We start from the raw sequence: 23418 nt of genomic DNA, 5'->3' as shown, positions 1-23418 counted from the left end.
GGAAAGGCGTGATCGAGTGCCCCACGGGAGGAAACCCGAGGCCACCCCGCTGAGCATCGCCGTCGACCACTCCGACCCGGCGGCTCCCGTGATCTCCGTCGGCGGCGACCTCGCCTTCACCACGTCGGGGCCGTTGCGCGCCGAGGTCGACCGGGCCCTCGCCGAGCGTCCCCCGGTCCTCGTGCTGGACTTCGCCGATCTGCTCTTCATCGACAGCACCGGGCTGTCCGTGATCGTCCACGCGTGGCGCGAGGGGCAGCAGGTCGGCACGGCCATCCGGCTGCGCGCCACCCCGCGTTTCCTGGACACCATCCTCGACATGACCGGCGTCAGCGGTCTGCTGGCCCGGCCGTTGCCCACCGCCCGGACCGAGGCCGCCGCGGCCGATCTGCCCGGCCGGAGCGCCTCCGCCTGAGCCCCGGGCGTTTCCCGGTCGCACGAAGCTGGGAACATGGGTGCATGCCCAGCCAGCTGTTGTCCATCGAGGTGACCCGGCTCGACGCCGGGAGCGCCCGGCTACGGCTGACCGGTGACCTGGACTTCGACAGCGCGCCGGAGCTGATCGCCGCGGCCGCCCAGGCCCGCGCCGACGGCCACCGGGAGCTGCTGATCGACGTCGCCGGCGTCGCCCTCTGCGACTCGTCCGGGCTCAGCGCCTTCGTGGTGGTCGGCCGCGGCGGGGCCGGGCCGGTCCGGCTGACCGGCGTCAACCCGCAGCTTCAGCACCTGCTGGACCGCACCGGGCTCGCCGAACTGCTGGCGGTGGAGCAGCCGCCCGCCGTCGGCGACGAGGTGCGCGAGGCGGGCTGAGGGAGCCGCCCCGGAGTCGGGGTGGCCCCCGACCCTGGGACCAGGGGTCGGGGGCCGGGAGGATGGTCTAGGTGGCCACGGCCGGTTGCAGGCGTGGCCCGTCCTCGCGCAGGTCGGTCGGCGACGGTGGTTCGACGTCCTCCGGCAGACCGGAATCGGGCGTCTGGAACAGGTACCGGACGAAGTTCGCACCGACCTCGTTGACGTCCGATCCGGGCCACTGGCCGGCGCAGTCCATGCCCACCACCTCGCGGCCGGAACCGTCGGTCTCCTCGACCAGTGCCCACAGGCTCACCGGGTAGCACCGGGTGGCCTCCGGGCCGACCTGCCACCGGGAGTACCAGCCAGGTCGGGCGGGGACGATCTCGACGATCCTCTTCATGACGACCTTCCCTTCCGCGTTCCTCGGAAGACCTCCGGTCCGCCCCGATCCTGCGGGCGGGACGGGTGAGCGTCCCTCACCCCCGGCGAGTGAACCCGCCGACCGGTGTCGGCCCGTTACCTACCGCCTGGCGGTGGGAACGCGACGGCGGATGAGGTGAACCCCGAGCAGGAGCGAGGTGCCACCATGCGCAAGCAGATGGAGGGCGACAACCAGCGCCGCCGGGCCCTGGCCCGCGACGCGCGTGAGCAGGGTCGACGGCCGAGCGAGACCGGCACCAGCCTGAGCGCGTCGAAGCAGCTCACCAGCCTGGACCGGGGTCGACGGTCCGGTCCCCCGCCGGCCGGCCGGCACAAGCCGGACACGACCCGGGGCGGGCCGGCGCCGCCGCCGACGGCGGTGGCCACCGCGACCCGGCCCCTGCCCGACTCGGGGCAGGACAGCCGCGTGCAGCCGATGGGCTACCGCGAGCTGGTCGACGACGTCGGCCGGCGGGCCGGGGTCGACTTCGCCACCGCGAAGGTGGGCGCCGAGGCCACGGTGCTGACGCTGGCCTGGGCGCTGGACGAGGCCGAGCGGCAACGGCTGCTCCAGGCCGTCCCGGTGAAGTTGCACGACGTGGTGCCGGTCGACGGCATCGAACGGCACCAGGACCTGCCGGGCTTCCTGGCGGAGGTGGGTCGGCTCAGTCGGCTCACCCCGGAACAGGCCCGCTACCAGGCGGAGGCGACCCTGGCCGCGCTGGCCGACCACGATGGCGACCTGATCGAGTCGCTGGACGTGCCGGACGGGCTGCGGGACCTGCTCACGCCGCCGGAACCCGGCGGCGGCCTGGTCGGCGCGCGCCGCGCCGCCGCACCGCTGACCGAGGCGGAGCTGCGGGCCGCCCTGGCGGACCTGCCCTACTGGTCCAGTGACCGCCAGTCGCTGGTGCGGACCATCGAGCTGCCCCCGGGCAACCTGGACCGGGTGCTCGACCGGCTCGACCAGCTCCGGGTGGACACCGGCCGCGGACCGCAGATCGGTCGCCCCGATCCGGACAACGCGGTGCTGACCGTCCGCAGCCGTAGCGCCGACGCGGTGACCGCCGCCGACGTGGACCTGGCCCACCGGGTCGACGACGCGATCGAGGAGGTCGGCGCGGGCATGGCGAGCGGCTGAGCCGACCGAAGGCCGGGCCGGTGGGCGGTGCGCCCGCCGGCCCCGGCACATGGACGCAGGTCGTCAATAGTCGGGTAGCAGAAGCCAACACGACACGCCGTCGCGAGTGACGGAAAACCTCACCCGATCATGGACCACCCCACCACCACAGCTAGCGTGCCGGCATGGACAGCGAGGCGGACGACCGGCCGGAGCTGGTCGTCGACCCGGCGCGCCGGACCGGGCGCACGCTGCTCGCCGGGGGCGTCGCCCAGTCGTACGTGGACGTCGCCGACCCCCGCCACCTGCACTTCGAGTACGTCCGGCGGATGGCGACCCTGGTCGACCTGGCCGCGCCGCCGGGGCTGCCCCGTGCCGTCCTGCACCTGGGCGGTGGCGCGCTGACCCTGCCCCGGTACGTGGCGGCCACCCGCCCCGGGTCCGCGCAACGGGTCGTCGAACGCGACGCCGCGGTGGTACGGCTGGTCGACGAGGAGCTGCCGCCGGTCCCGGAGGTGGTGGTCGAGGTCGCCGACGCGCGGGACGCGGTCACCGCGTCGGCGGCGGACGCGTACGACCTGGTGCTGGCCGACATCTACCGGGCGGCGCGGATGCCGGGGCACGTGGCCGGCGTCGAGTTCGTCGCCGAGGTCGCCCGGACGCTGCGTCCCGACGGCGTCTACCTGGTCAACGTCACGGATCTGCCGCCACTGGTCTTCACCCGGGTGCAGGTGGCCACCCTGCGCACGGTCTTCGCCGACGTCTGCCTGGTCGCCGACCGACGGATGCTGCGCGGCCGCCGGTACGGCAACGTGGTGCTGGCCGCCGCGGACCGACCCGGCCGGCTCCCGGTGCGCCGGCTCGCCACCCGGGTGGCCGCCGACCCGGTGCCCGGCGGGGTGCTGCACGGGCCGGACCTCGACGCGTTCGTCGGCGGGGCCCATCCGGCCACCGACGCCAGCCTCGGGGTCGCCTGACCCTTTGGGCCGAGCCTGAGGTCGGCCGGGCGGGGGCGGGTCACCGGCGGACCGGCACCTCAGGCGAAGAACTCTCCAGCGGTACGGCGTGCGCCGGCACCAGCCCGAGCTGGGTGGCCGAGCGGGGCAGCGCGGCGTCGAGCACCCAGTCCGCCCCGACCCGCGTCCGGTTGCCGGGCATCGCCAGCAGGTGGTAGCCGCGGGTGACCGCCTTGGCCGGCAGCCCGGACAGGGACACCTTCAGCGGGTTCGCCGCGGCGTCCTTGCCACCCAGGTCGACCACCCAGCCGAGGTCGTAGTGCTTGTACGGCTTGCGCCTGCCGTGACCGTACGAGGCGGCGATGTTCAGCGCGGCGAGCTTGCCCTGCCGCTGCGCGTGCTGCGCGGTCATCGCACAGATCTGCCCCGGCCGGGTCAGGTCCGGCACGGCGGCGGCGTCGCCGCAGGCGTACACCTCGGGGAATCCGGGGACGCTGAGGTACTCGTCGACCACGAGCCGGCCCCGCTCGGTGCGCAGCCCCAGCTCGGCGACGAACGGGTCGGGGCGTACCCCGACGCACCAGACGAGCGTGCAGGTCGGCACGTACTCGCCGTCGGTGAGCTTCACCCCGTCGGCGGTGGCTTCGGCGACCGAGGTGCCCATCCGCACGTCGACGCCGCGCCGGCGCAGCACCCGGTCAGCGGTGTCGGACATCCGCTTGTCCAGCTCGGGCAGCACCCGGGGCGCCACGTCGAGCAGCATCCAGCGGGGCCGGACGTTGAGCCGGGGCCGCTGGCGGCGCAGCGCGTCGGTGAAGAGCTGCCCGTGGGCGGCGACCTCCGTGCCGGTGTAGCCGGCGCCGACCACCACGAACGTCGACCGGGCCCGTTGTTCGGCCGGGTCCTCGGCCTGCTCGGCCAGCTCGATCTGGCGGATCACGTGGTCGTGCAGGTAGACCGCCTCGGGCAGGCCGCGGAAGCCGTGCGCGTACTCGGTCACCCCGGGGATCGGCAGCAGCTTGTTGACGCTGCCCACGGCGAGCACCAGCCGGTCGTACGCGATCTTGCCCTGGTCGCCCTCGGGCTGGGTGAAGCCGACCCAGCGGTTCTGCAGGTCGACCCGGTCGGCCTCGCCGACGACGACCCGCACGCCGCGGAGGGTGCCGGTGAGCGGTACCGAGATCCGCCTCGGCTCCACGACCCCGGCCGCCACCTCGGGCAGCAGCGGCAGGTAGAGGAAGTAGTCGGTGGAGTTGAGCAGCACGATCTCGGCCCGGTCGCGCGCGATCCGGCTCAGGGTCTTCGCCGCGTGGTAACCGGCGAACCCGGCCCCCACGATCACCACACGAGGTTTCGTCATGCCCGCTCCCGTTCCCGTCGACCCGCCCGACAAACGTGGTCCGGTCAGCCCGCCTCCAGTCGTACGTATCCGGTCCGGGCGACCGCCTCGATCTCCCAGCAGTGGCCGAAGGCGCGCACCCGTTCGGCGGTCATCCGGCCGAACTCCGGCGGGAGGTCCGGGTCGATGACGAGCCGGCCGTCGACCGGGTTGAGATTCAGCATCGCCCGGATCAGCGCCAGTGGGGCGGCAGCGGCCCACGCCTGCGGACTGCACGCCGTGGGGTAGGGCACCGCGAACATCATCAGGTCCCTCGCGTAGCCGCTCAACGCCTCCGGGAGCCGGTAGCCGAACTGCTCGGCCGCCTCGAACATGGCCAGGCTGATCCGGTTCGCCTCGTCGCGGAAGCCGTACCGGACCATGCCGAGCGCGGCCAGCGAGTTGTCGTGCGGCCAGACGGTCCCCAGGTGGTAGCCGAGGGCGTTGTAGCGGCGCTCCTCGGTGGACAGGGTACGGATCCCCCAGCCCGAGAACATGTCCGGCGACATGAGCTGGCACACCACCTGCTCGGCCCGGTCCTTCGGGACGATGCCGCTCCACAGCAGGTGACCCATGTTCGATGTCTTCGAGTTGATCTGGTTCTTGTCGCCATCGAGACCGACCGCGTAGTAGCCGCCCCGCTCGCTGATCCAGAAGTCCCGGTTGAACCGCTCGTACAGGGCGGCGGCCTCGGCGCGCAGCCGCTGGGCCAGCGCCGGGTCGGCGAGCGGGCCGTCGGCCAGCTCGGCCAGCCGCAGCTTGGCGTCGTAGGTGTAGCCCTGCAGGTCGGAGGTGGCGATCGGCAGCACCGGGATCCGGCCGTCGGCGAAGCACACCCCGTCCGGCGAGTCCCGCCAGCACTGGTTGCCCAGCCCCTCCGGCGACCTGGTGGCGTACTCGACGTAGCCGTCGCCGTCCCGGTCGCCGTAGGAGTCGATCCAGTGCAGCGCGGCCAGCGCGTTGTCCCGAAGGTACCGCACGGTGTGGTCGTCGCGGGTCCACCGCCAGTACTCGCTGAGCAGGATCAGCCACAGCTGGGTGGCGTCGGCCGTGCCGTAGTTCGGGTTGTACGGTTTGACGCCGGTGCGGGTCAGCTCGCCGCTGCGGAACTCGTGCAGGATCTTCCCCGGCTCCTCGTCGGTGAAGTCGTCGCACCGGGTGCCCTGCAACCGGGCCAGCGCGAGCACCGCACCGCGGGCCAGCAGCGGGCCGGCGACCAGGGTCTGGTAGGCGGTGATCAGCGTGTCGCGCCCGAAGACGCTGAGGAACCAGGGCAGGCCGGCGCCGGGCAACATCACCCGCTGGCCCTTGATCTCCAGATCCAACCGCAACGCCCCGAGATCCGCGCGCGACTGCCCGAGGACCCGCTCCAGCACCTGGTTGTCGCTGCGCACCACAGCGCGATCGCTCATCCAGCGGCGCAGCGGGTCGTCCACCCGACCGTGGATCACCTCGGAGATGTCGCCCTTGACCGGTTCCACCACCCCCAGGCCGGGCGGCAACGGGACGTGCAGATCGAGCTGCCAGATCTGACGGGGCAACAGGTCGAGCTCCCACACCAGGTCGTCGCCCTCGATCCGGTTGGCCGGCGGCGAGGTCCGGACGGGCGTCTGCGCGGTGAAGTCCCCGTTGGCGTAGGAGAAGGTCAGCGCCGTGCCGCCGGTGTTGTGGGTCCGGGAGATCTGCCCAGAGCGGTCCCGGACCCCGGACTTCACCTCGAACAGGTCGGCGAAGTCGGCCGCGACGGCGAGCCGGATCTCCAGCCGCACCGGCTCGGTGCGGAACGAGAGCAGCTCGACACGTTCCCGGAAGCCGTCGCCGATGTAGCGCATCCGCCGGACCCCCAGGCTGTCCGGCGGGAGGCCGGGCAGATCCGGATTGGTCAGCACGAACTGCGCCGAGTAGTGCTGCATGGTCTGCGCGCGCAGCACCAGCATCCGGCCGCCGTTGACGGTCAGCACCCATCCGCTGAGCAGCCGGGTGTCCAGGTGCACCAGGCCGCCGATGCTGCCCGGCGGCACGTCCCCCGCCTGGTCGGAGTACATGAAGGTGGGACCGCTGAGCACGGCGATCGAATCCGGGCCGAGTTCGGGCGGCATGGCCCGTTGGTCACCACTCTCCGGTGCCGTCCGCAGGCCAGGTGTCGGGTCGGCGGGTGTGGGACGCACAACTGCCATGGGCCCACCCTAGGAACGGCGCTCACCACCCGACCTCATCCGCTCCGGGTGATTTTCTTTGATCCACCACCTTGGATATGGACAGATTCCCCAACTGGTGGCGAGGATGCCCTAATGGGAGCAAACGAGAGCACCGGCGAGGGGCCCACGAGGTCCACCCGCCGCACCTTCCTGTCCGCCTCCGCCGTCGCGACCGCCGCCACCGTCGCCGTACCGCTGACCACCGGGCCGACCGCGGCGCAGGCCGCCCGGCCCGCCGGGCCCGGCCACCCGGCCCGACCCCAGACCCCGGACCGCGAGCTGCGGGCCCTGCTGCGGGAGGTGGACCGCGACCGGATCGAGGCCATCGTCCGCCGGCTCGCCGCCTTCGGCACCCGGCACACCCTCTCCCGCCAGGACGACCCGGCCCGGGGCATCGGGGCCGCCCGCGACTGGATCTTCGAGCAGCTCTCCGGGTACGCCGCCGCCTCCGGCGGCCGGATGACCGTGGAACTCCAGTCCTACGTGCAGGAGCCGGCCTCGCGCATCCCGGTCGCCACCCGGATCACCAACGTCGTCGCGACCCTGCGCGGCGACGTCAGCCCCAACCGGGTCTACGTCGTGACCGGTCACTACGACTCGCGCGCGACCGACGTCATGGACGCGGTCAGCGACGCCCCGGGCGCGGACGACGACGCCTCCGGCGTGGCGGTGCTGATGGAGCTGGCCCGGGTGCTGGCCACCCGGCGCAGCGAGGCGACCATCGTCCTGGCCGCCGTCGCCGGCGAGGAGCAGGGCCTCTACGGCTCGGCGTACCTGGCGAAGCAGCTCAAGGCCGCCGGCGTCGACGTGCAGGGGATGTTCAGCAACGACATCATCGGATCCAGCACGGCCGACGACGGCACCCGCGACCCGCGGGCCGTCCGGCTCTTCGCCGAAGGGGTGCCGACCGCGGAGACTCCGGCGGAGGCGAGCACCCGGCAGTCGGTCGGCGGGGAGAACGACTCCCCGTCGCGCCAGCTCGCCCGGTTCGTCAGCGACGTCGCCGAGAACGGCGCCACCGGGATGCGGGTGCGGGTGATCTACCGGCGGGACCGCTACCTGCGCGGCAGCGACCACATCTCGTTCCTGCGCGAGGGCTGGCCGGCCGGCCGGTTCACCGAGCCCAACGAGGACTTCGCCCACCAGCACCAGGACGTCCGGCTGGTCGACGGGGTGCAGTACGGCGACCTGCCGGAGTTCTGCGACTTCGACTACATCACCCGGGTCGCCCTGGTCAACGGCGCGGTGCTCTGGTCGCTCGCCCAGGCGCCGGGCACCCCGAAGGGCGCCACGATCGTGACGACCAACCTCACCAACGACACCACCCTGCGCTGGCAGCGCGGCGACGAGCCGGACCTGGCCGGGTACGAGGTGGTGTGGCGGGAGACCACCGCCGCCGAGTGGCAGCGGGTGATCCCGGTCGGCGCCGTCACCGAGGTGACCGTGGACCTGTCCAAGGACAACGTCTTCTTCGGCGTACGGGCCGTCGACCGGGACGGCCACCGCAGCCCGGTGGCGTTCCCCCGGCCGGGGAGCTGACCGGTCCCGTCGCGCTTCGCGGGGCCGGCGTTCGGCGCGCCGGTCCCGCGGGCGCGGGGTGAGCGGCGTGGTCCAGTCCTACAACTCCACCGGCGCGGGGGTGTCGCTGGCCCCGTTCGGGGTCGGCCAGTGGTCGGTGAAGCTGCCGGGCGTCGGGCTGGCCGGGGTGCTCGCCGGCAACGTGCAGGTCACCGCGATCCAGCCGAACGCCGGGCCACGCCGGTGCAAGGTCTACCGGTGGGCACCCGCCGGCACCGACGTGGTGGTGTACGTGTTCTGCTTCGACCAGGCGGGCGCGCCGGTCGACACCGACTTCACGCTGTCGTACCACCGGGGCCGGTCGGTGGTCGGGTCACTCGCCCCGCCGATGTACTTCGGGCACCTGGCCAGCGCCGCCGGTGGCCCGACCAACGACAACTCCATTCCCGGCGTGGGCGCCAACACCATCGCCCCGCTCGCGCCGGCGGGCCGCTACCTGGTCACCTTCAAGCAGCTCGGGCAGAAGGAGACGCACGCGCAGGTGACCGCGCAGGGCGCCGGCTCGCACTACTGCCACCTGACCCAGCCCTGGTCGTACGCGCTGGACGCGCCGGTGGACGTGATCTGCTTCGACAACGCCGGGGTGCCGACGCCGCACGACGTGCTGGTCGCCTTCACCTCGCGGATCTGAGCGCGGCTCACCGGTGCCCGCCGCCCACGGCGGGCACCGGTCAGGCCGGGGCGGTGACCGCCCAGCGCTCGTGGTCGCGCCACGCCCCGTCGATGAAGAGGTAGTCCGGTGAGAAGCCCTCCAGCCGGAAGCCCAGCTTGCGGGCCACCCGCCGGGACGGCTCGTTGCCCGGCTGGATGTTCGCCTCGACCCGGTGCAGGCCCAACGTGTCGAAGGCGTGCGCCAGCACCAGCCCGATACCGGCCGAGGCGTGCCCGGTGCCGCGGTAGGGCAGGAACGCGGCGTAGCCCATGAAGCCGCCGCGCAGCGGACCCATGATGATGCCGCTGATGTTGACGTAGCCGGCGATCCCGCCGCTGGGCCGGTCGCAGATGAGGAAGCTCTGCTGGTCGCGGCGACGCGCCTTGGCCAGGTACGCGGTGAACTTCTCGGCGGTGTCGGGGGCGGTCAGCCAGGGGTGGTGCAGGTCGCGGCTGCGGCGGGCGGCGGCGACGAACTCGGCCTCGTCGGCGGGACGCGGGCGTCGGATGCCGACCGGGCCGGCGCTGCGCAGGTATCTCACGCGCGACCACTCTGGTCCCGGCGCCGGGCCTTGTCCAACCGGAATCCGGGGTCGCGAACGGGACGTACCGGCCCGTAGGGTGGGCCGGACCACCGACGATCGGAGGCTGATCATGGGTACGGCTGCTCTCGGCACGATGCTGGCCTCCGCTTCGTCGCGGGCGACCCGGCTCGCCTGACCCCCGGTCCGTTCCGGGTTCCCGCACCCCGCCTCGCCCGTCGCGAAGCGATGAGGTGACCCGCCGTCCGCGCGGGTCCTTCGTCCTGGCGTGACCACGCCACCACATCGCTTCCGAGGGAGTCCTCGTGTTTCCGCAGTTCCCGTGCGGGCGCCTCCGCGTGCCCGCACGTCGTCACCTGCCCGGGCGGTCCCGATGACCGCCGTCAGCTCACACCGGCTCGGCCCGGACTTCGCCCGACTCTGGACCGCCAACGCCGTCTCCAACCTCGGCGACGGAATGACCATGATCGCCGGTCCGCTCCTGGTCGCCTCGATCAGCGACGACCCGGCGGCGGTCGCCGCGGCGGCGCTCGCCCCGCAGCTGCCCTGGTTGCTCTTCGCCCTGGTCAGCGGGGCGCTGGTGGACCGCTTCGACCGGCGCTGGCTGGTCGTCACGGTCAACCTGGCCCGGGGCGCGGTGCTCGCCGCGCTGGCCGTCGCGGTCCTCGCCGGGGCGGCCACCGTCCCGCTGATCTGCCTGGCCTTCTTCCTGACCGGGGTCGGCGAGACCCTGGCCGACACCGCCTCCGGGGCGCTGCTGCCGGCGCTGGTGCCGGCGGACCAGCTGGAACGCGCCAACAGCCGACTCTTCGCCACCTTCGTGCTGGGCAACCAGTTCGCCGCGAAGCCGCTCGGGGCGTACCTGTTCGGCCTCGGTGCGGCGCTGCCGTTCGCGGTCGACGCCGCGAGCTTCGGCCTGGCCGCGCTACTGGTGGCGCTGCTGCGCTGGCGGCCGACGCCACCGGCCGGGCCAGCGCCCGACGGCGGGGCGCGGCACGCGCTGCGCGCCGACGTCGCCGCCGGGCTGCGCGCGCTGTGGTCGGTGCCGGTGCTGCGGTCCCTCGCGGTCTGCATCGCCGTGATGAACGTGGCGTTCTGCGCCGCGTTCGCCGCCTTCGTGCTCTACGCCCGGCAGCGGCTCGGGCTGGGCGACGTCGGCTACGGCCTCCTGCTGACCGCGTCCGCCGTCGGCGGGCTGGCCGGCACCGCTCTGGCCGGCCGACTGAAGCCCCGGTTCGGCGCCCCCGCCCTGCTGCGGGTGGGGCTGCTGGTGGAGGTCGCGCTCCAACTCGTGCTCGCCACCACCCGGCAACCCTGGATCGCCGGCGCGGCACTCGCGGTCTGGGGCGGACACGCGATGGTCTGGGGCGTGCTGGTGGTCTCGCTGCGGCAGCGGCTGGTCCCGGACCGGCTGCGCGGCCGGGTGAACAGCGTCTACGCGCTGGCCGACCTGGGCGGGGCGGCCGTCGGCACGGCGCTCGGTGGGCTGCTCGCCCAGGCCACCGGGGCGATCACCGCACCCTTCTGGATGGCGGCCGGGGCGCTGACCGTGCTCACCGTCGCCGTCTGGCGGAGGCTGGCCGCCGCCGGCTGACCGATCGGGGCCCGGCCGCCGTCGCACGGCGGCCGGGCTCCGGCGTCAACCGACCGTGACGTCCTGGAACTCAGCCCGGGCGGTGGTAGGTGGGCTCGGCCGGCATCGGCACCTCGAGGAAGGTGGCGCCCCGCAGGTCCAGCCAGGCCCGGTCGGGCGCCCGGACCAGCCGCAGGATCACCTCGGAGCAGACCGGGCAGCGGGCGACCAGCCCGGGCGCGTGGGAGAAGACGTGCAGCCCGGCCAGCGGGCCGAGCGACCCGCACGACTGGCAGCGTGAGGTCGCGGTGCTCAGGTCGACGGCGAACAACTCGCGCAGCGGACCGTCGAGCATGTTGCCGTCCACGTAGGACATGTCGGTCATCGGGTCTCCTCGGGCGTTCACGCGGTGGGGCCGAACCGTTCGGTGCGTACCCGCCGGCTCTGGTGACCCAGCCCCACCAGCAGGTCCGCCACGGTCTCCACGAAGCCGGTGGGCCCGCAGACGTAGCAGAGCGGTTCGAGGTCGGGCGGCCAGCCGTGGGTGTTCACGTCGACCAGGCCGATCCGGTGCGGCGCACCCCGCCACCCGTCGGGCGCCTCCCGGGTGTAGACGTACGCCACGTCCAGGCCCTGGTCGTCGCGGGCCCGGGTGCGCAGCTCGTCGGCGTAGATGACGTCGGCCGGGGTACGGACGGAGTAGATCAACCGGAACGGCGTCCGGCTGCCGGCGGCGCGCCGGGCCCGGACCATGGCCATCAGCGGCACCACCCCGGAGCCCCCGCCGACCAGCAGCACCGGCGCGGTCTCGTCGGGCCGCCACACGAAGTACCCGCCCAGCGGGCCGCGCACCTCGATCGGGTCGCCCTCGGCGTAGGTGTCGAGCAGGTACGGCGACACCTCGCCGTCGTCCACCCGCTGCACCGTCAGCGCGATCCGGTCGCCGTCGGCCGGCGCCGCCAGCGAGTACGACCGGGCCGCCTGGTAGCCGTCCTCGGCGGTCAGCCGGATGTCGACGTGCTGCCCGGCCACGTGCGCCGGCCAGCCCGGCGACTCCAGGACCAGGGTGTGCGCGGACGGCGTCTCGACCCGGCGCTCCACCAGCCGAGCCACCCGCCAGGCCAGCGGCGCGCTCAATCGCCGGCGTAGCGCTGTTCGCGCCACGGGTCGCCGTAGTCGTGGTACCCGGCGGTCTCCCAGAAGCCGGGGTGGTCGTCGACCAGCAGCCGGATGCCGCGCACCCACTTCGCCGACTTCCAGAGATACAGGTGCGGCACGAGCAGCCGGGCCGGGCCGCCGTGCTCGGCCGGCAGCGGCCCGCCCTCGTACGTGTGCACCACCCAGGCCCGCCCGCCGCGCAGGTCGTCCAGGGGCAGGTTGGTGGTGTAGCCGCCGTAGGAGTGCGCCAGCGCGTACCGGGCGGTGGTGTCGACGCCCTCGAGCAGGGTGTCCAGCGAGACGCCCTGCCAGCTGGTGCCGAGCTTGGTCCAATGGGTGACGCAGTGGATGTCGACGGTCGGGCTCTCCTGCGGCAGGCCGGCCATCTCGTCCCAGGTCCAGCGGAACTCGGTGCCGGCCTCGGTGGTGAGCACGAACTCCCAGGTGTCCAACGGCACCCGCGGCGTCGGACCCGCCGACAGCACCGGGAAGTCCTCCGTCAGGTACTGCCCGGGCGGCAGGGCCGGCCCGCTCGAGCGGCGCCGGCCCTGGAAGCCCGGTGACACGATTCCCACCCGTCAGTCGTACCACTGGCGGCGCCCCCGACGGGGGCGTTCGGCCGTACCCCCGTCCCGGCCCGGGCGGCGTCAGTGCCGCTCGGAGACGACCTCGGGCTCGCCGGAGACCTGGTCGCGGGTGGCGCGCAGGCTGGTGATGGTCACGACGATCAGCACGCCGATGATCACGCCGAGGGAGGCCAGCGTCGGGATCTCCGGTACGCCGGACCAGATGCCGTGCGCCCAGTGCAGACCGAGCTTCACGCCGATGAAGGCGAGGATGATCGCCAGGCCGTAGCTGAGGTGCACCAGCCGGCTCAACGCGGCGTGCAGGACGAAGTAGAGCGCGCGCAGGCCGAGCAGGGCGAAGGCGTTGGTGGCGAAGACCAGGTACGGGTCCTCGGTGATGCCGTAGACGGCCGGCACCGAGTCGACGGCGAAGACGATGTCGGTGGCCAGCACCGCGACCACGACCAGGGCGAACGGGGTGAGCGCCCGGCGGCCCTGCTGCCGGATGGTCATCCGGGTGCCGTGGTAGTCGTCGACCACCGGCATCACCTTGCGCAGCAGCCGGACCGACCGCATCTTGTTGATGTCGACCTCCTGCTCGTGCCCGGAGAGGGCGTCGCGCAGCAGCTTGATCGCGGTGACGATCAGGATGACGGCGAAGAGCAGGAAGGCGAAGTCCAGGGTCTGCAGGGCGGCGGCGCCGAGGGCGATGAAGACCGCGCGCAGCACCAGCGCGCCGGCGATGCCGTAGAGCAGCACCCGCTGGGCGAGCACCGCGGGCACCGCGAACGCGGCCAGCAGCAGCATGAAGACGAACAGGTTGTCGACCGAGAGGGACTTCTCGACCAGGTAACCGGTCAGGTACTCCACGCCCTGCTGGGAGCCGAACCGCGACCAGAGCCAGGCGCCGAAGGCCAGCGGCAGCGCGATGTAGAACGCCGACCAGCCCAGCGCCTCCCGCATGGACACCTCGTGCGGGCGCCGGGTGACCAGGAAGTCCAGCACCAGCAGGGCGACCACGCCGACGATGGTGACCGCCCAGAGGGTGGGCGAGCCCACCGACGACAACTCGGCGGCGGACAGGTACGACGATCCGGTCATGGGGCCTCCTCGAACACGGTGCCATGTTCGAGGTCTCCTTCACCCGCGCTTTCACGGGCAACCACCCGAGGCGAGCCCGGGGCCGCCGTACTGACCGGAATGGTTCGTGGGAAGTACTCCCCTCGTGCGTCAAGGTTAGGCCCGGCTCACTGCGTACGCCAAGTCCGGCGGGCCCTGGTTGCCCTGGTCAACCGCTGGATGCCGGCCGGTCGGCGGGGTCGGGGTGGGACGTGGGGAGCCCGGTGGGCCTATGGTGACGCGATGACCGACGACGCCCCCACCGCTCCGGTCGGCCCCCTCACCGGCGTACGCGTGGTCGAGCTGGCCGGCATCGGCCCCGGCCCGTTCACCGCGATGATGCTCGCCGACCTCGGCGCCGACGTGGTCCGGGTCGACCGCACCACCCCGCCCGACCTCCTCAGCCCCCCGGAGGACCTGCTCAACCGCAACCGCCGCTCGGTGGCGGTGGACCTCAAGTCCGACGCCGGGCGCGAGGTGGTGCTGGCCCTGGTGCGCGGCGCGGACGCCCTGATCGAGGGGTACCGGCCCGGGGTGACCGAACGCCTGGGCCTGGGCCCGCGGGAGTGCCTGGCGGTCAACCCCCGCCTGGTGTACGGGCGGATGACCGGCTGGGGCCAGGACGGCCCGTACGCGCACACCGCCGGCCACGACATCGACTACCTGGCGCTGACCGGGGCGCTGCACGGCATCGGCCGGGCCGGGGAGCGCCCGGTGCCGCCGATGAACCTGCTCGGCGACTTCGGCGGCGGCGGGATGATGCTGGCCCTCGGCATCGTCGCCGCCCTCTACGCCGTCCGGGCCGGCGCCCCCGGCCAGGTGGTCGACGCCGCCATCGTGGACGGCGTGTCGGTGCTCAGCACCCAGGTCCACGCGCTGCGCCAGCTCGGCATGTGGCAGGACCCGCGCGGGGTCAACCTGCTCGACGGCGGCGCGCCGTTCTACGACACGTACGAGTGCGCCGACGGGCGCCACCTCGCCGTCGGGGCCCTGGAGCCGCGCTTCTACGACGAGCTGGTCCGGCTCACCGGCTTCCCGCTCCCCGGCGACGAGGCCCTCGACCGGCACGACCCGGCCAACTGGCCGGCGCTGCGCGAGGCGTGGGCGCGGCTGTTCCGCACCCGTACCCGCGACGAGTGGGCCGAGCTGCTGGCCGCCTCGGACGCCTGCGCGGCGCCGGTGCTGGACTGGCGCGAGGCGCCCGAGCACCCGCACCTGCGGGCGCGGGGCACGTTCGTGGAACACGCCGGGGTCACCCAGCCGGCACCGGCGCCCCGGTTCTCCGCGACCCCGACGTCCGTCCGCCGGCCCCCGCCCCGACCCGGTGAGCACACCGACGAGCTGCTGGCCGAGGCCGGCTTCGACGCCGAGCGGATCGCCGCCCTGCGGGCCGCCGGCGCGGTGGCCTGAGCCGGCCCGTCCCCCCGGTTCAGGCGCGGCGCAGCACGCTCGCGCCGGGGGTGAGCGCCGGCTCCACCATCTGCCGGTAGTCGCGCGGCAGCTGGGTCACCACGTCGTCGAACTCGCCGCCGCTGAGCGCCTCCCGCAGCGTGATGAAGACCGCCCGGACGGCCTCCCGGGCGGCGGTCTCGTCGATCCCGGCCCGCTGCGCGACCCGGGCGACGAACTCACCGGCGCCGAACCGCTGGGCCGCCTCGATGCTCGGACCGGGCTTGAGGACCAGCTGCAACGGCGCGGGCAACTGGCTGGCGAGGTCGAGCACCTCCCCGCCGGTCAGCCGCTCGGCGAGGGTCTCCAGCGTCGCGTGGGTCAGCTGCACGGCCCGCTCGGAGCCGCAGTGGGTCCGCCGGGCGACCTGGTCGACGAAGGTGTCGTAGTTCATCGGGCTCCCTTCGGGGTCGGAGGGGTCGCGTACCCGGCCCGGGGCGTCGGAAACGGCGCCGATTTCCTGGCCGGTCGGTGCGTGACCCGGGGCGGGACGGGTAACCGCCGCCGGTCGTGACCGGATCGAGGCGGCGAGGGAGCTCACGCCATGGCGAGTTACACCGACGTCCTGCAGTACCTGTCCAGCCTGGACTACCCGGCGGAGAAGGCCGACGTGGTGCGCGAGGCGGAACGGGAGGGCGCCCCGCCGGAGGTGCTCAAGGCGTTGCGGGCGCTGCCGCCGGTGGACTACGCCAACGGCAACGAGGTGGCCCGTTCCGCCGCCATCGACGCCGCCCCGGAGCTGAGCCCGTCGCAGCGGGCCGCGCAGGCCCGGGAGCGGCACACGCGGGTCTCGCAGCACCTGCGCCGCATCTGAACCGCCGGCACGCGGTGCGGGCAGCCACCGGGCCGCCGAGGTACCACCCGTGATCCGTCGGATGCCGCACGGGCACACCCCGGCCGCCCTCCAACTCACCGTGATGGGCGTGGTCGGGTTGTGCGCCGGCGGGCTGTTCGCCGCGCTGGTCTCCCCCGGCCTGGCTCCGCTGGTCGGCTGGGACGCCGCGGCGTTGTGTTGGCTGCTGCTGGTCTGGCGGACGCTCTGGCCGCTGGACGCCGGGCGCACCGCCGAGCTGGCCGTGTACGAGGATCCCAACCGGGCCGTCCGGGACGTCCTGCTGCTGACCGCCTGCCTGGCCAGTCTGCTGGCGGTCGCGCTGGTGCTGACCAGCGCGCGTAGCGCGCCGCCGGGCATGCACCGGGACGCCTCCGGCGCGCTGGCCATGGTCAGCGTGCTGCTGTCCTGGTGCGTGGTGCACACCGTCTACACCGCCCGGTACGCGCGGATCTACTACACCGGCCCGGACGGCGGGGTGAACTTCAACCAGCCCGGCAAGCCCTGCTATCTCGACTTCGCGTACGTGGCATTCACCATCGGGGCCACGTTCCAGGTCTCCGACACCAACCTGACCAGCCACGAGATGCGCCGGACGGTGCTGGGGCACGCGATGCTGTCGTACCTGTTCGGGGCGATCATCATCGCGGCGACGGTGAACCTGCTGGCCGCGTTGGCCCGGTGAACTCAGCAGGGCCCGGCGAGGGAAACAGGCGGGCGCCCCGGGTCACGAACCGCGACCTGGGGCGCCACGCGCACCTGTCCCCGGCGGGTCCACGCCCGAACCGGGTCGCGTACCGCCAAGCGGTGGATGTTCGCCCGAACCGGGCGGGCATCGCTGCCACGATCATCATACGATACGACATCACCCGTACGGCTGATTTTGCCAAGACTGTGGGCCACGGCACCCGTGGCTCAGCGGGTCACCTCGGCATACCGATGCTCCAGGTCGACCCGGGCCAGCGCGCCGACCAGCCACGCCAACCGCTCCGACTCGCCGCTGCCGGCCAGCTCGGCCAGGTCGTCGGCGGAGCGCCCGAGCCCCAGCCGGCGAGCAGCGGTCAACGCCCGCTTGTCCGCCACCGGCGCGACCTCCCGCCACAGCGCCTGCGTCTCGCGCAGGAACAGGTCGACGACCGTGTCGTCCACTCCGGGCAGTTCCATGAGCAGCGCCCGCTCCCGGCCCGGGTCGTGCCCGGCCGACGCGCGCAACCGGCGCAGGTCGCCCCGGTACCGCTCGACGACGGTACGGGCCAGGTCGCCCAGGAGGTTGGCCAGCTCGTCGACGTCGCCGCGCTGACCGGCCTCGCGCAGCACGCGGGTCCGGTCGGCGTGCAGCGAGCGGGCCAGCCGGGCGGCGCTGTCCCAGCCGTTGGCGGGCAGGGCGTGGGCGCTGTCCACGGCACGCCGGAAGTCACCCCGGCGGGCCAGCAGCACGGCCAGGCAGAGCAGCTGGAACAGGCTCGACGGGTTGTTGGTCACCCGGAAGCCGTACTGCTCGGCGAAGCCACGGCCCTCGCCGGCGAGCCGACGTACCAGCCGCTTCCTGTCCTCGGTCATCACACTGCGGGTCATGCCCCGCGACTACCCGCCCCGACGGCGGACACGCCTCTCGGTCAGCCCCGTACGTCGCCGCGCCGGTCGCGCGCCTTGAGCCGGGTGGTCGGCATCTCCGGGGCGGGCAGCGGCGGGGCGGCGTCGTCGGCGACGACCCCGAACCGCCGGCCGGCCATCCAGTCCTCCCGGGCGGCAGCCACCTCCTCGTGCGACCGGCCGACGAAGTTCCACCACATGACCAGGGGCTCGTCGAACGGCGCACCGCCGAGCAGCATCAGCCGGCTGCCGGCGGCGGCCCGCAGGTCCAGCCGGTCCCGGCCGGCACCCAGGTAGAGCAGCGCGCCGGGGGCGAGGTCCAGGCCGTCGACCTGCGCCGCGCCGGACATCGCCAACAGGCCGTACTCGAAATCGGGTCGCAGCGCCAGCGTCGCCGTCGCCGCGTCGCGGGCCTCGACCTCGACGCCGAGCAGCGGGGTGTGCACCACGGCCGGCGAACGTTCGCCGCACAGCTCGCCGACAAGCAGGGTGAGGTCGAGCTCGCCGTCGCGCCAGCGGGGCAGCTCGGCGTGGTGGGCGAAGTCGGCGGCGCCGGCCCGCGCCGGGTCCGGCAGCGCCACCCACAGCTGCACGCCGTGCATCACCGGCGGGTGCGTGGCGGGCGACCGCTCGGAATGGGCGATGCCGTGGCCCGAGGTCATCACGTTGAGCTGGCCGGGCCGGATCGGCTGGACGCTGCCGAGGCTGTCCCGGTGCACGATCTCGCCCTCCAGCAGCCAGGTAACCGTCTGCAGGCCGGTGTGCGGGTGCGGCGGCACCTCCATTCCGGGCCGCTCGGCGACGTCGTCCGGGCCGAAGTGGTCGACGAAGCACCACGCGCCGACCATCCGGCGCTGGCGCTGCGGCAGCAGCCGCCGCACGGTCGTGTAACGCCCCAGCGGCACGTCGTGGCCGGGCAGCAGCACGCTGCCCGGATCGACCGGGGCCACGCCGGGCGGTCGGGTCTGTGCCGGCAACGATTCGGTACGGTCCACCGCCCGACTCTATGCCGACGGTGGGCTCGCGCACCGAGGGTGGCCGGTTCCAGTGGTCCACCACCGCTGTCGCTGCCGTGTGGCCGTGGTCCCGGCTCGCCCGGCCGTGCGGTGGCCCGGTCCGCGCGCATCATCGCCGGCTGCGACGCTCCCGACTAGGTTGCACTGCCGCGTCCCTACTCGGCGCCGATCGTGACCCGGTTGGCGCCACCCACCAGGTCGACGTAGATCCGGTCGACCGAGTGGTCCCAGTTCGGTGAGTTGACCGTCTCTCCGACGGCGAGGTCGTCGTGCCGATCGTCGTACACGGTGACGCCGCCGGCGCCGGAGGCGGCGCGGACCCGTACCGGCGGGGTGCCCGGCGCCCGGATCGTGAACTGGCTGACGCCGCCGGTCATCCGCACCGTCAGGGTGCCGACGGTGGGCGGCAGGCTCAGGTCGATGCGCGACGCCCCGCCGACCAGGTCCACCCCGGCCAGCCGGGCCTCCCCCAGGTCGAGCTGGTGTGCGCTGACCCCGCCCACCAGGCGGAGCCGCCACACCAGCCGCGAGTTGAGCACCACGTCGACCGAGCCCGCCCCGGACCGACCGCTGGCGGCCAGGCGCAACCGCACCCGGTCCCCGAGCACCTCGGGCCGCGGCACTACCCCGGAGTCACCGGGGCTGCTGATCCGGTAGAGCTCGTCGCCCAGTTCCGCGGTACGCAGCCGGAACGCGCTCACCCCGTCGACCAGCTCGAACGTCGCCCGGCGGCGGCCGGCCACCGGCGCGGTCAGGCTCTCCTCGGCGGCCGCCTGCGCCGCCTGTGCGGCCTCGGCCGCCCCCGCGCCGCCCGGCTCGGCGGCGACGGTGACGGACGGCGCAGCCCGTCCACCTGAGAAGGCCACGCCGAGCCGGTCCGGGTTGGCCAGGGTGACGGTCACCGCGAGCGCGCCGAGCGCCAGTACCACGATCGCCGCGGCGGTCAGCAGGCGGGCGCCGCGCGGCCAGGACGGATCGTCCGGCGGCGGCTCACCGGTCACCACGACGACCGGCTCCCGGCCCTCCCCCGTGACCTCTGTCGTCGGATGGTCGTCCCGATCCGGCTCCGCCATGTGCTCCCCTTTCACGGTCCCCGCCTGGCAGTACGTAACCCGGGTCGGAACGGATCACTGCTGCGGGGGTGGGAGCTTGCTCTTTCTGCTGGCCGGGTGCTTGGCGTTCGTTCCTCGGGGCTCGTCAGGTCGCTTGTGGATGCCGGTTTCTCTCGCTGCCGGTGGCGGGCGGGGGTTGCGCTGGTGGGTGGGTGGGGTGTGGCCCGCCGTGCCCGGCTCCGGGCGGTCAGGCTTGATCCCTGCGCCGGGCACGGCGGGCCACACCCCCGCCGTGGGCAGCCTCCGCCCGGCCCTCCCGGCCCCGATCCCCCACCCCCTCCTCGTTGATCGTGAGGTTAGCGGCGGGGTTGATCTCCTCCACCACTGCCAACCTCATGACCAACGCGTCCGGTCAGGTCTGGCCCGGGGCGATCTTGGACAGTTGTCGTTCCGACGGAACGGCAAGTGTCCAAGATCCGGTCGGACGGGGGTTGGTTCCCGGGCGGAAACGCCGCTGGCCGGCACCCCGTTCGGGGGTGCCGGCCAGCGTGTCGTTCACGGGTCAGCTGTTCCAGTGCTTGGCGACCAGGTCGGCGGCCTGCTGCTCCCACTGGGCGTAGTGGTCCGGGTAGGCCGACACCTGCACGGTCTGCGCGGCCTCGGTCAGCGGCATGTCCTTCCACCCGTCGACCTGCTTCAGACCCTTCAGAAACGCCATCGTGGAGTACTCGGGGTCGGTGATCTGCTCGACCGTGCCCCAACCCGAGGACGGACGCTGCTGGAACAGACCCTGCGAGTCGAAGTCGTTGCGCTCACCCAGGTGACCCAGGTTCTCCAGCTTCGACTCCTGCAGGCTGGTCGCGATGGCCACGACGGCGGCCCGCTCGTCCATGCCCGACTTCTTCGTCGCCGCGATGATCGCCTTCACGTTCTTCGTCTGCTCGCCGCCCACGTCGATGCGCGACTGCTTGCCCTGCACACCGTGCGGGATCAGCTTGCCCTCGTCCACACCCGCCTTGTCGGCCTGCACCACCGCAACCGACTTGGCGTCCACCGCGGGGGCGGCGTGGGCCTCGGTGACCGGGCCGGCGAAGACGCCACCGGCGAAGGCCAGACCAGCAATACCCAGCACGCTCTTCCGCAGAATGGTGGTGTTCATCAGAGTGGCTCCATTCGGGGGTTGGCACCCAAGCTCGATGGGGGTCGAGCGGGCACAAGCACCACGACGGCGCTCAAAGATCAAGGGAAAAGTCTTCGCCCGGCAGGCTTCGCGAGCGGGGGGGCTCACGGCGCCGGGTCCATGTGTAACGACCGGCGGCCCACCATCATTCCGGGGCCCGCATCCCGGGCGACCCACGCGTTCGGGCCAGGCCAGCGGGGTGCTGCTGCGATCGTCCAGGTGATGTAACGACACCGGCCCGGCCACCATTCCACCGCCAGGGTGCCCCCGGTCACGGGACGACCCGCCACTCGCTGGTCCAAACCCGGACATCAGACGGCACCCCAGCGGCCCCGGAATCGGACAGTCCGTGCATGGGCACCTAGCCGCCAGCCAGGCAGGCGCGGCCGTACTGAATCGGACAATCCGCGCACGGACCGCTGGAGTGGTGCAGGCGGCCCGTCGTCCCTCCCGGCCTTCGCCGGGCTCCGCAATGAGGGCCGCTGTTATCCGCTGCACGGTTTGCGGCGTCGCGGTGACCTGGGCGCGGGAACCCGCGACACGCCGCAAACCGCGCGCCACCTCACGGACCGACCTGGGGCGGACCTTGGGGACAGAGGCAGGAACAACCGGGGTCAGGCGTCGGGGCGCCAGGAGGAGGCGCGGTAGACGGTGCCCCGGTGACCGCTCACCTCGCCGACCTGCACCGGCCCGGCCGGCGGCGCCGGGTCGAACGGGTCGGGGGACGAAACGGCGGAGGCGCGGGCCTGGCGGGCACGGCGTACGCGGGTGACGACGAACCAGGCCGCGGCGGCCACGCAGGCGGCGATGACCAGCTTCTGGAACGAACCGACGTACGACTCGACCACGTGCCAGTTCTCGCCCAGCAGGTAGCCGGCCATCACGAAGGTGGTGTTCCAGATCAGACTGCCCAGCGTCGTGTACAGCAGGAAGGTGCGGACCGGCATCCGTTCCACCCCGGCCGGCACGGAGATGAGGCTGCGGAAGATGGGGATCATCCGCCCGAAGAACACGGCCTTGACGCCGTGCTTGAGGAACCACGCCTCGGTCCGGTCGACGTCGCTGAGCTTGACCAGCGGCAGCCGGGCCGCGATGGCGCGCATCCGGTCGCGCCCCAGGGCGGCGCCGATCAGGTACAGCACCCACGCGCCGACCACCGAGCCGAGCGTGGTCCACAGGATCGCCCCGACGAGGCTCATCTTTCCCTGCGCGGCGGCGAAGCCGGCCAGCGGAAGGATGACCTCGCTCGGGATCGGCGGGAAGAGGTTCTCCAGCGCCACGGCCAGCCCGGCGCCCGGGCCGCCGAGCCGCTCCACCAGTCCGGTGACGTAGCCGACCGGCCCTTCGGTGGACGGTTCGGCGGTGGACACGACCGCGCGCGGGTGGAGCGCCAGGGAGCCAGGGATCATGGACCAAAGTTACGAGCCGGCGCGCGCATCGACCACGTCCGGTGCCCGCGCCGAGCCGATCCAGCAAGCCGAGCCGATCCAGTAAGGGAGCCGACCCGTGCGTACGCCGCTCACCCTCGCGGTGGCCCAGCCGCACTGCGTGCCGTACGACGTCGCCGCCAACGTGGCGGCGCACGCCGCGCTGGTCCGCGCCGCCGACGCCCGTGTGGTGCTCTTCCCCGAGCTCTCCCTGACCGGGTACGAGTTGGACGCTCCCCCGCTCGACCCGGCCGATCCCCGGCTGGCGCCGCTGGTCGCGGCGTGCCTGGCGACGGGCACGCTGGCGCTGGCCGGGGCGCCGGTCGCCGACGACGCCGGTGCGGCGTACATCGGCGTGCTGGCCGTGGACGGGGGCGGCGCGCGGGTGGCGTACCGGAAGATGTTCCTGGGTGGGGCGGAGGCCACGCGGTTCGTCGCGGGCCGGGAGCCGGCGGTGGTCGAGGTGGACGGCTGGCGGCTGGGCCTGGCCGTCTGCAAGGACACCGGGGTGGTGGAGCACGCGGCGCGGACCGTGGCGCTCGGCGTCGACGCGTACCTGGCCGGGGTGCTGGAGGCGCCGGCGGACGCGGCGGTGCCGGACGCCCGGGCCCGGCGGGTCGCCGCCGAGCACGGCGTGTGGGTGGCGATGGCCAGCTTCGCCGGGCCGTCCGGCAGCCACTACCCGCGGAGCGCCGGCGGCTCCGGGGTGTGGCGGCCCGACGGCACGCCGGTGGTCCGCGCGGGCGCCGCGCCCGGCGAGGTCGCCCGCGCCACCCTCCACTGACCACGGTCGGCCGTCGACCTCGCGCCGGCGGCGG

General features: G+C 73.6%; 25 protein-coding genes. 11 read left to right on the top strand and 14 right to left on the bottom strand.

Annotated features, from left to right (window positions below; genetic code table 11):
* Positions 1-16 precede the first annotated feature (16 nt).
* Positions 17-415, top strand: a complete 399-nt coding sequence (locus tag ACTWM8_RS13450; protein ID WP_446214112.1) for an STAS domain-containing protein — start codon at positions 17-19, stop codon at positions 413-415.
* A gap of 44 nt (positions 416-459) precedes the next feature.
* Entirely contained in the window at positions 460-810 is a 351-nt protein-coding gene (locus tag ACTWM8_RS13445; protein ID WP_446214111.1) for an STAS domain-containing protein, read from the top strand.
* A 67-nt stretch (positions 811-877) separates the two neighbouring features.
* Here ACTWM8_RS13445 and ACTWM8_RS13440 read toward each other — a convergent pair whose 3' ends face one another.
* On the bottom strand, positions 878-1192 hold the full coding sequence (locus tag ACTWM8_RS13440) for a hypothetical protein (RefSeq protein ID WP_446214110.1): 315 nt from the start codon (positions 1190-1192) through the stop codon (positions 878-880).
* 186 nt (positions 1193-1378) lie between these two features.
* Here ACTWM8_RS13440 and ACTWM8_RS13435 point away from each other — a divergent pair, with 186 nt between their 5' ends.
* Together ACTWM8_RS13435 and ACTWM8_RS13430 are read left to right on the top strand one after the other, a co-directional pair.
* The gene (locus ACTWM8_RS13435) at positions 1379-2353 is read left to right on the top strand and encodes a DUF2267 domain-containing protein (protein ID WP_446214109.1); all 975 of its coding nucleotides are present in this window, start codon (positions 1379-1381) and stop codon (positions 2351-2353) included.
* Between the two features lie 164 nt (positions 2354-2517).
* Positions 2518-3309: a spermidine synthase gene (locus ACTWM8_RS13430; RefSeq protein WP_446214108.1), complete on the top strand. Its 792-nt coding sequence runs from the start codon at positions 2518-2520 to the stop codon at positions 3307-3309.
* Between the two features lie 40 nt (positions 3310-3349).
* On the opposite strand, the gene ACTWM8_RS13425 is transcribed toward ACTWM8_RS13430, so the two are convergent.
* Positions 3350-4648: an NAD(P)/FAD-dependent oxidoreductase gene (locus tag ACTWM8_RS13425; RefSeq protein WP_446214107.1), complete on the bottom strand. Its 1299-nt coding sequence runs from the start codon at positions 4646-4648 to the stop codon at positions 3350-3352.
* 44 nt (positions 4649-4692) lie between these two features.
* A complete protein-coding gene (locus ACTWM8_RS13420) occupies positions 4693-6843 on the bottom strand; it encodes an amylo-alpha-1,6-glucosidase (RefSeq protein WP_446214106.1) in 2151 nt (716 codons plus the stop codon).
* 114 nt (positions 6844-6957) lie between these two features.
* Between ACTWM8_RS13420 and ACTWM8_RS13415 the strand changes: the two genes are divergently transcribed.
* Positions 6958-8403: a M20/M25/M40 family metallo-hydrolase gene (locus ACTWM8_RS13415; protein WP_446214105.1), complete on the top strand. Its 1446-nt coding sequence runs from the start codon at positions 6958-6960 to the stop codon at positions 8401-8403.
* Positions 8404-8470: 67 nt separating this feature from the next.
* Complete coding sequence (locus tag ACTWM8_RS13410) at positions 8471-9073, top strand: hypothetical protein (RefSeq protein ID WP_446214104.1); 603 nt, start codon at positions 8471-8473, stop codon at positions 9071-9073.
* Positions 9074-9113: 40 nt separating this feature from the next.
* Here the strand turns inward: ACTWM8_RS13410 and ACTWM8_RS13405 are convergent, their stop codons facing one another.
* Positions 9114-9635 (bottom strand): GNAT family N-acetyltransferase, encoded by a 522-nt coding sequence (locus ACTWM8_RS13405; RefSeq protein ID WP_446214103.1) that lies wholly within the window; start codon positions 9633-9635, stop codon positions 9114-9116.
* Positions 9636-10008: 373 nt separating this feature from the next.
* Between ACTWM8_RS13405 and ACTWM8_RS13400 the strand changes: the two genes are divergently transcribed.
* Positions 10009-11229 (top strand): MFS transporter, encoded by a 1221-nt coding sequence (locus ACTWM8_RS13400; RefSeq protein WP_446214102.1) that lies wholly within the window; start codon positions 10009-10011, stop codon positions 11227-11229.
* A 70-nt stretch (positions 11230-11299) separates the two neighbouring features.
* Here ACTWM8_RS13400 and ACTWM8_RS13395 read toward each other — a convergent pair whose 3' ends face one another.
* From ACTWM8_RS13395 to ACTWM8_RS13380, 4 genes are all read right to left on the bottom strand, one after another.
* On the bottom strand, positions 11300-11593 hold the full coding sequence (locus ACTWM8_RS13395) for a DUF6510 family protein (protein WP_446214101.1): 294 nt from the start codon (positions 11591-11593) through the stop codon (positions 11300-11302).
* Between the two features lie 17 nt (positions 11594-11610).
* A complete protein-coding gene (locus ACTWM8_RS13390) occupies positions 11611-12345 on the bottom strand; it encodes a ferredoxin reductase (protein WP_446214100.1) in 735 nt (244 codons plus the stop codon).
* Positions 12342-12932 (bottom strand): molybdopterin-dependent oxidoreductase, encoded by a 591-nt coding sequence (locus ACTWM8_RS13385; protein WP_446214544.1) that lies wholly within the window; start codon positions 12930-12932, stop codon positions 12342-12344. The genes ACTWM8_RS13390 and ACTWM8_RS13385 overlap by 4 nt, the downstream gene beginning before the upstream one ends.
* Before the next feature lie 81 nt (positions 12933-13013).
* Positions 13014-14033, bottom strand: coding sequence for a TerC family protein (locus ACTWM8_RS13380; protein WP_446214099.1), 1020 nt, complete (start codon positions 14031-14033; stop codon positions 13014-13016).
* Positions 14034-14294: 261 nt separating this feature from the next.
* Here ACTWM8_RS13380 and ACTWM8_RS13375 point away from each other — a divergent pair, with 261 nt between their 5' ends.
* Positions 14295-15461, top strand: a complete 1167-nt coding sequence (locus tag ACTWM8_RS13375) for a CaiB/BaiF CoA transferase family protein (protein ID WP_446214098.1) — start codon at positions 14295-14297, stop codon at positions 15459-15461.
* 19 nt (positions 15462-15480) lie between these two features.
* Here the strand turns inward: ACTWM8_RS13375 and ACTWM8_RS13370 are convergent, their stop codons facing one another.
* Positions 15481-15894 (bottom strand): DUF2267 domain-containing protein, encoded by a 414-nt coding sequence (locus tag ACTWM8_RS13370; RefSeq protein WP_446214097.1) that lies wholly within the window; start codon positions 15892-15894, stop codon positions 15481-15483.
* Positions 15895-16044: 150 nt separating this feature from the next.
* On the opposite strand from ACTWM8_RS13370, the gene ACTWM8_RS13365 reads away from it, so the two are divergent.
* Together ACTWM8_RS13365 and ACTWM8_RS13360 are read left to right on the top strand one after the other, a co-directional pair.
* Positions 16045-16314 carry a DUF2795 domain-containing protein gene (locus ACTWM8_RS13365; RefSeq protein ID WP_446214096.1) on the top strand — a complete coding sequence of 90 codons (270 nt, stop codon included), beginning with the start codon at positions 16045-16047 and terminating at the stop codon, positions 16312-16314.
* 49 nt (positions 16315-16363) lie between these two features.
* Positions 16364-17017 carry a DUF1345 domain-containing protein gene (locus ACTWM8_RS13360; protein ID WP_446214095.1) on the top strand — a complete coding sequence of 218 codons (654 nt, stop codon included), beginning with the start codon at positions 16364-16366 and terminating at the stop codon, positions 17015-17017.
* 230 nt (positions 17018-17247) lie between these two features.
* Here ACTWM8_RS13360 and ACTWM8_RS13355 read toward each other — a convergent pair whose 3' ends face one another.
* The 5 genes from ACTWM8_RS13355 to ACTWM8_RS13335 all read right to left on the bottom strand — a co-directional run bounded on the left by ACTWM8_RS13355 (position 17248) and on the right by ACTWM8_RS13335 (position 22582).
* The gene (locus ACTWM8_RS13355; protein ID WP_446214094.1) at positions 17248-17892 is read right to left on the bottom strand and encodes a hypothetical protein; all 645 of its coding nucleotides are present in this window, start codon (positions 17890-17892) and stop codon (positions 17248-17250) included.
* Positions 17893-17948: 56 nt separating this feature from the next.
* Positions 17949-18920, bottom strand: coding sequence for a pirin family protein (locus tag ACTWM8_RS13350; RefSeq protein WP_446214093.1), 972 nt, complete (start codon positions 18918-18920; stop codon positions 17949-17951).
* 176 nt (positions 18921-19096) lie between these two features.
* Positions 19097-20014 (bottom strand): hypothetical protein, encoded by a 918-nt coding sequence (locus tag ACTWM8_RS13345; protein WP_446214092.1) that lies wholly within the window; start codon positions 20012-20014, stop codon positions 19097-19099.
* A gap of 541 nt (positions 20015-20555) precedes the next feature.
* Complete coding sequence (locus tag ACTWM8_RS13340; RefSeq protein WP_446214091.1) at positions 20556-21152, bottom strand: hypothetical protein; 597 nt, start codon at positions 21150-21152, stop codon at positions 20556-20558.
* A 635-nt stretch (positions 21153-21787) separates the two neighbouring features.
* Positions 21788-22582: a DedA family protein gene (locus ACTWM8_RS13335; protein ID WP_446214090.1), complete on the bottom strand. Its 795-nt coding sequence runs from the start codon at positions 22580-22582 to the stop codon at positions 21788-21790.
* 97 nt (positions 22583-22679) lie between these two features.
* On the opposite strand from ACTWM8_RS13335, the gene ACTWM8_RS13330 reads away from it, so the two are divergent.
* Positions 22680-23384 (top strand): carbon-nitrogen hydrolase family protein, encoded by a 705-nt coding sequence (locus ACTWM8_RS13330; protein ID WP_446214089.1) that lies wholly within the window; start codon positions 22680-22682, stop codon positions 23382-23384.
* Positions 23385-23418: the final 34 nt, after the last annotated feature.

This window comes from Micromonospora sp. IBSANI012 (assembly GCF_052814045.1).
The sequence above is the reverse complement of the archived record's forward strand: the minus strand, read 5'-3'. Positions and strand labels throughout refer to the sequence as shown.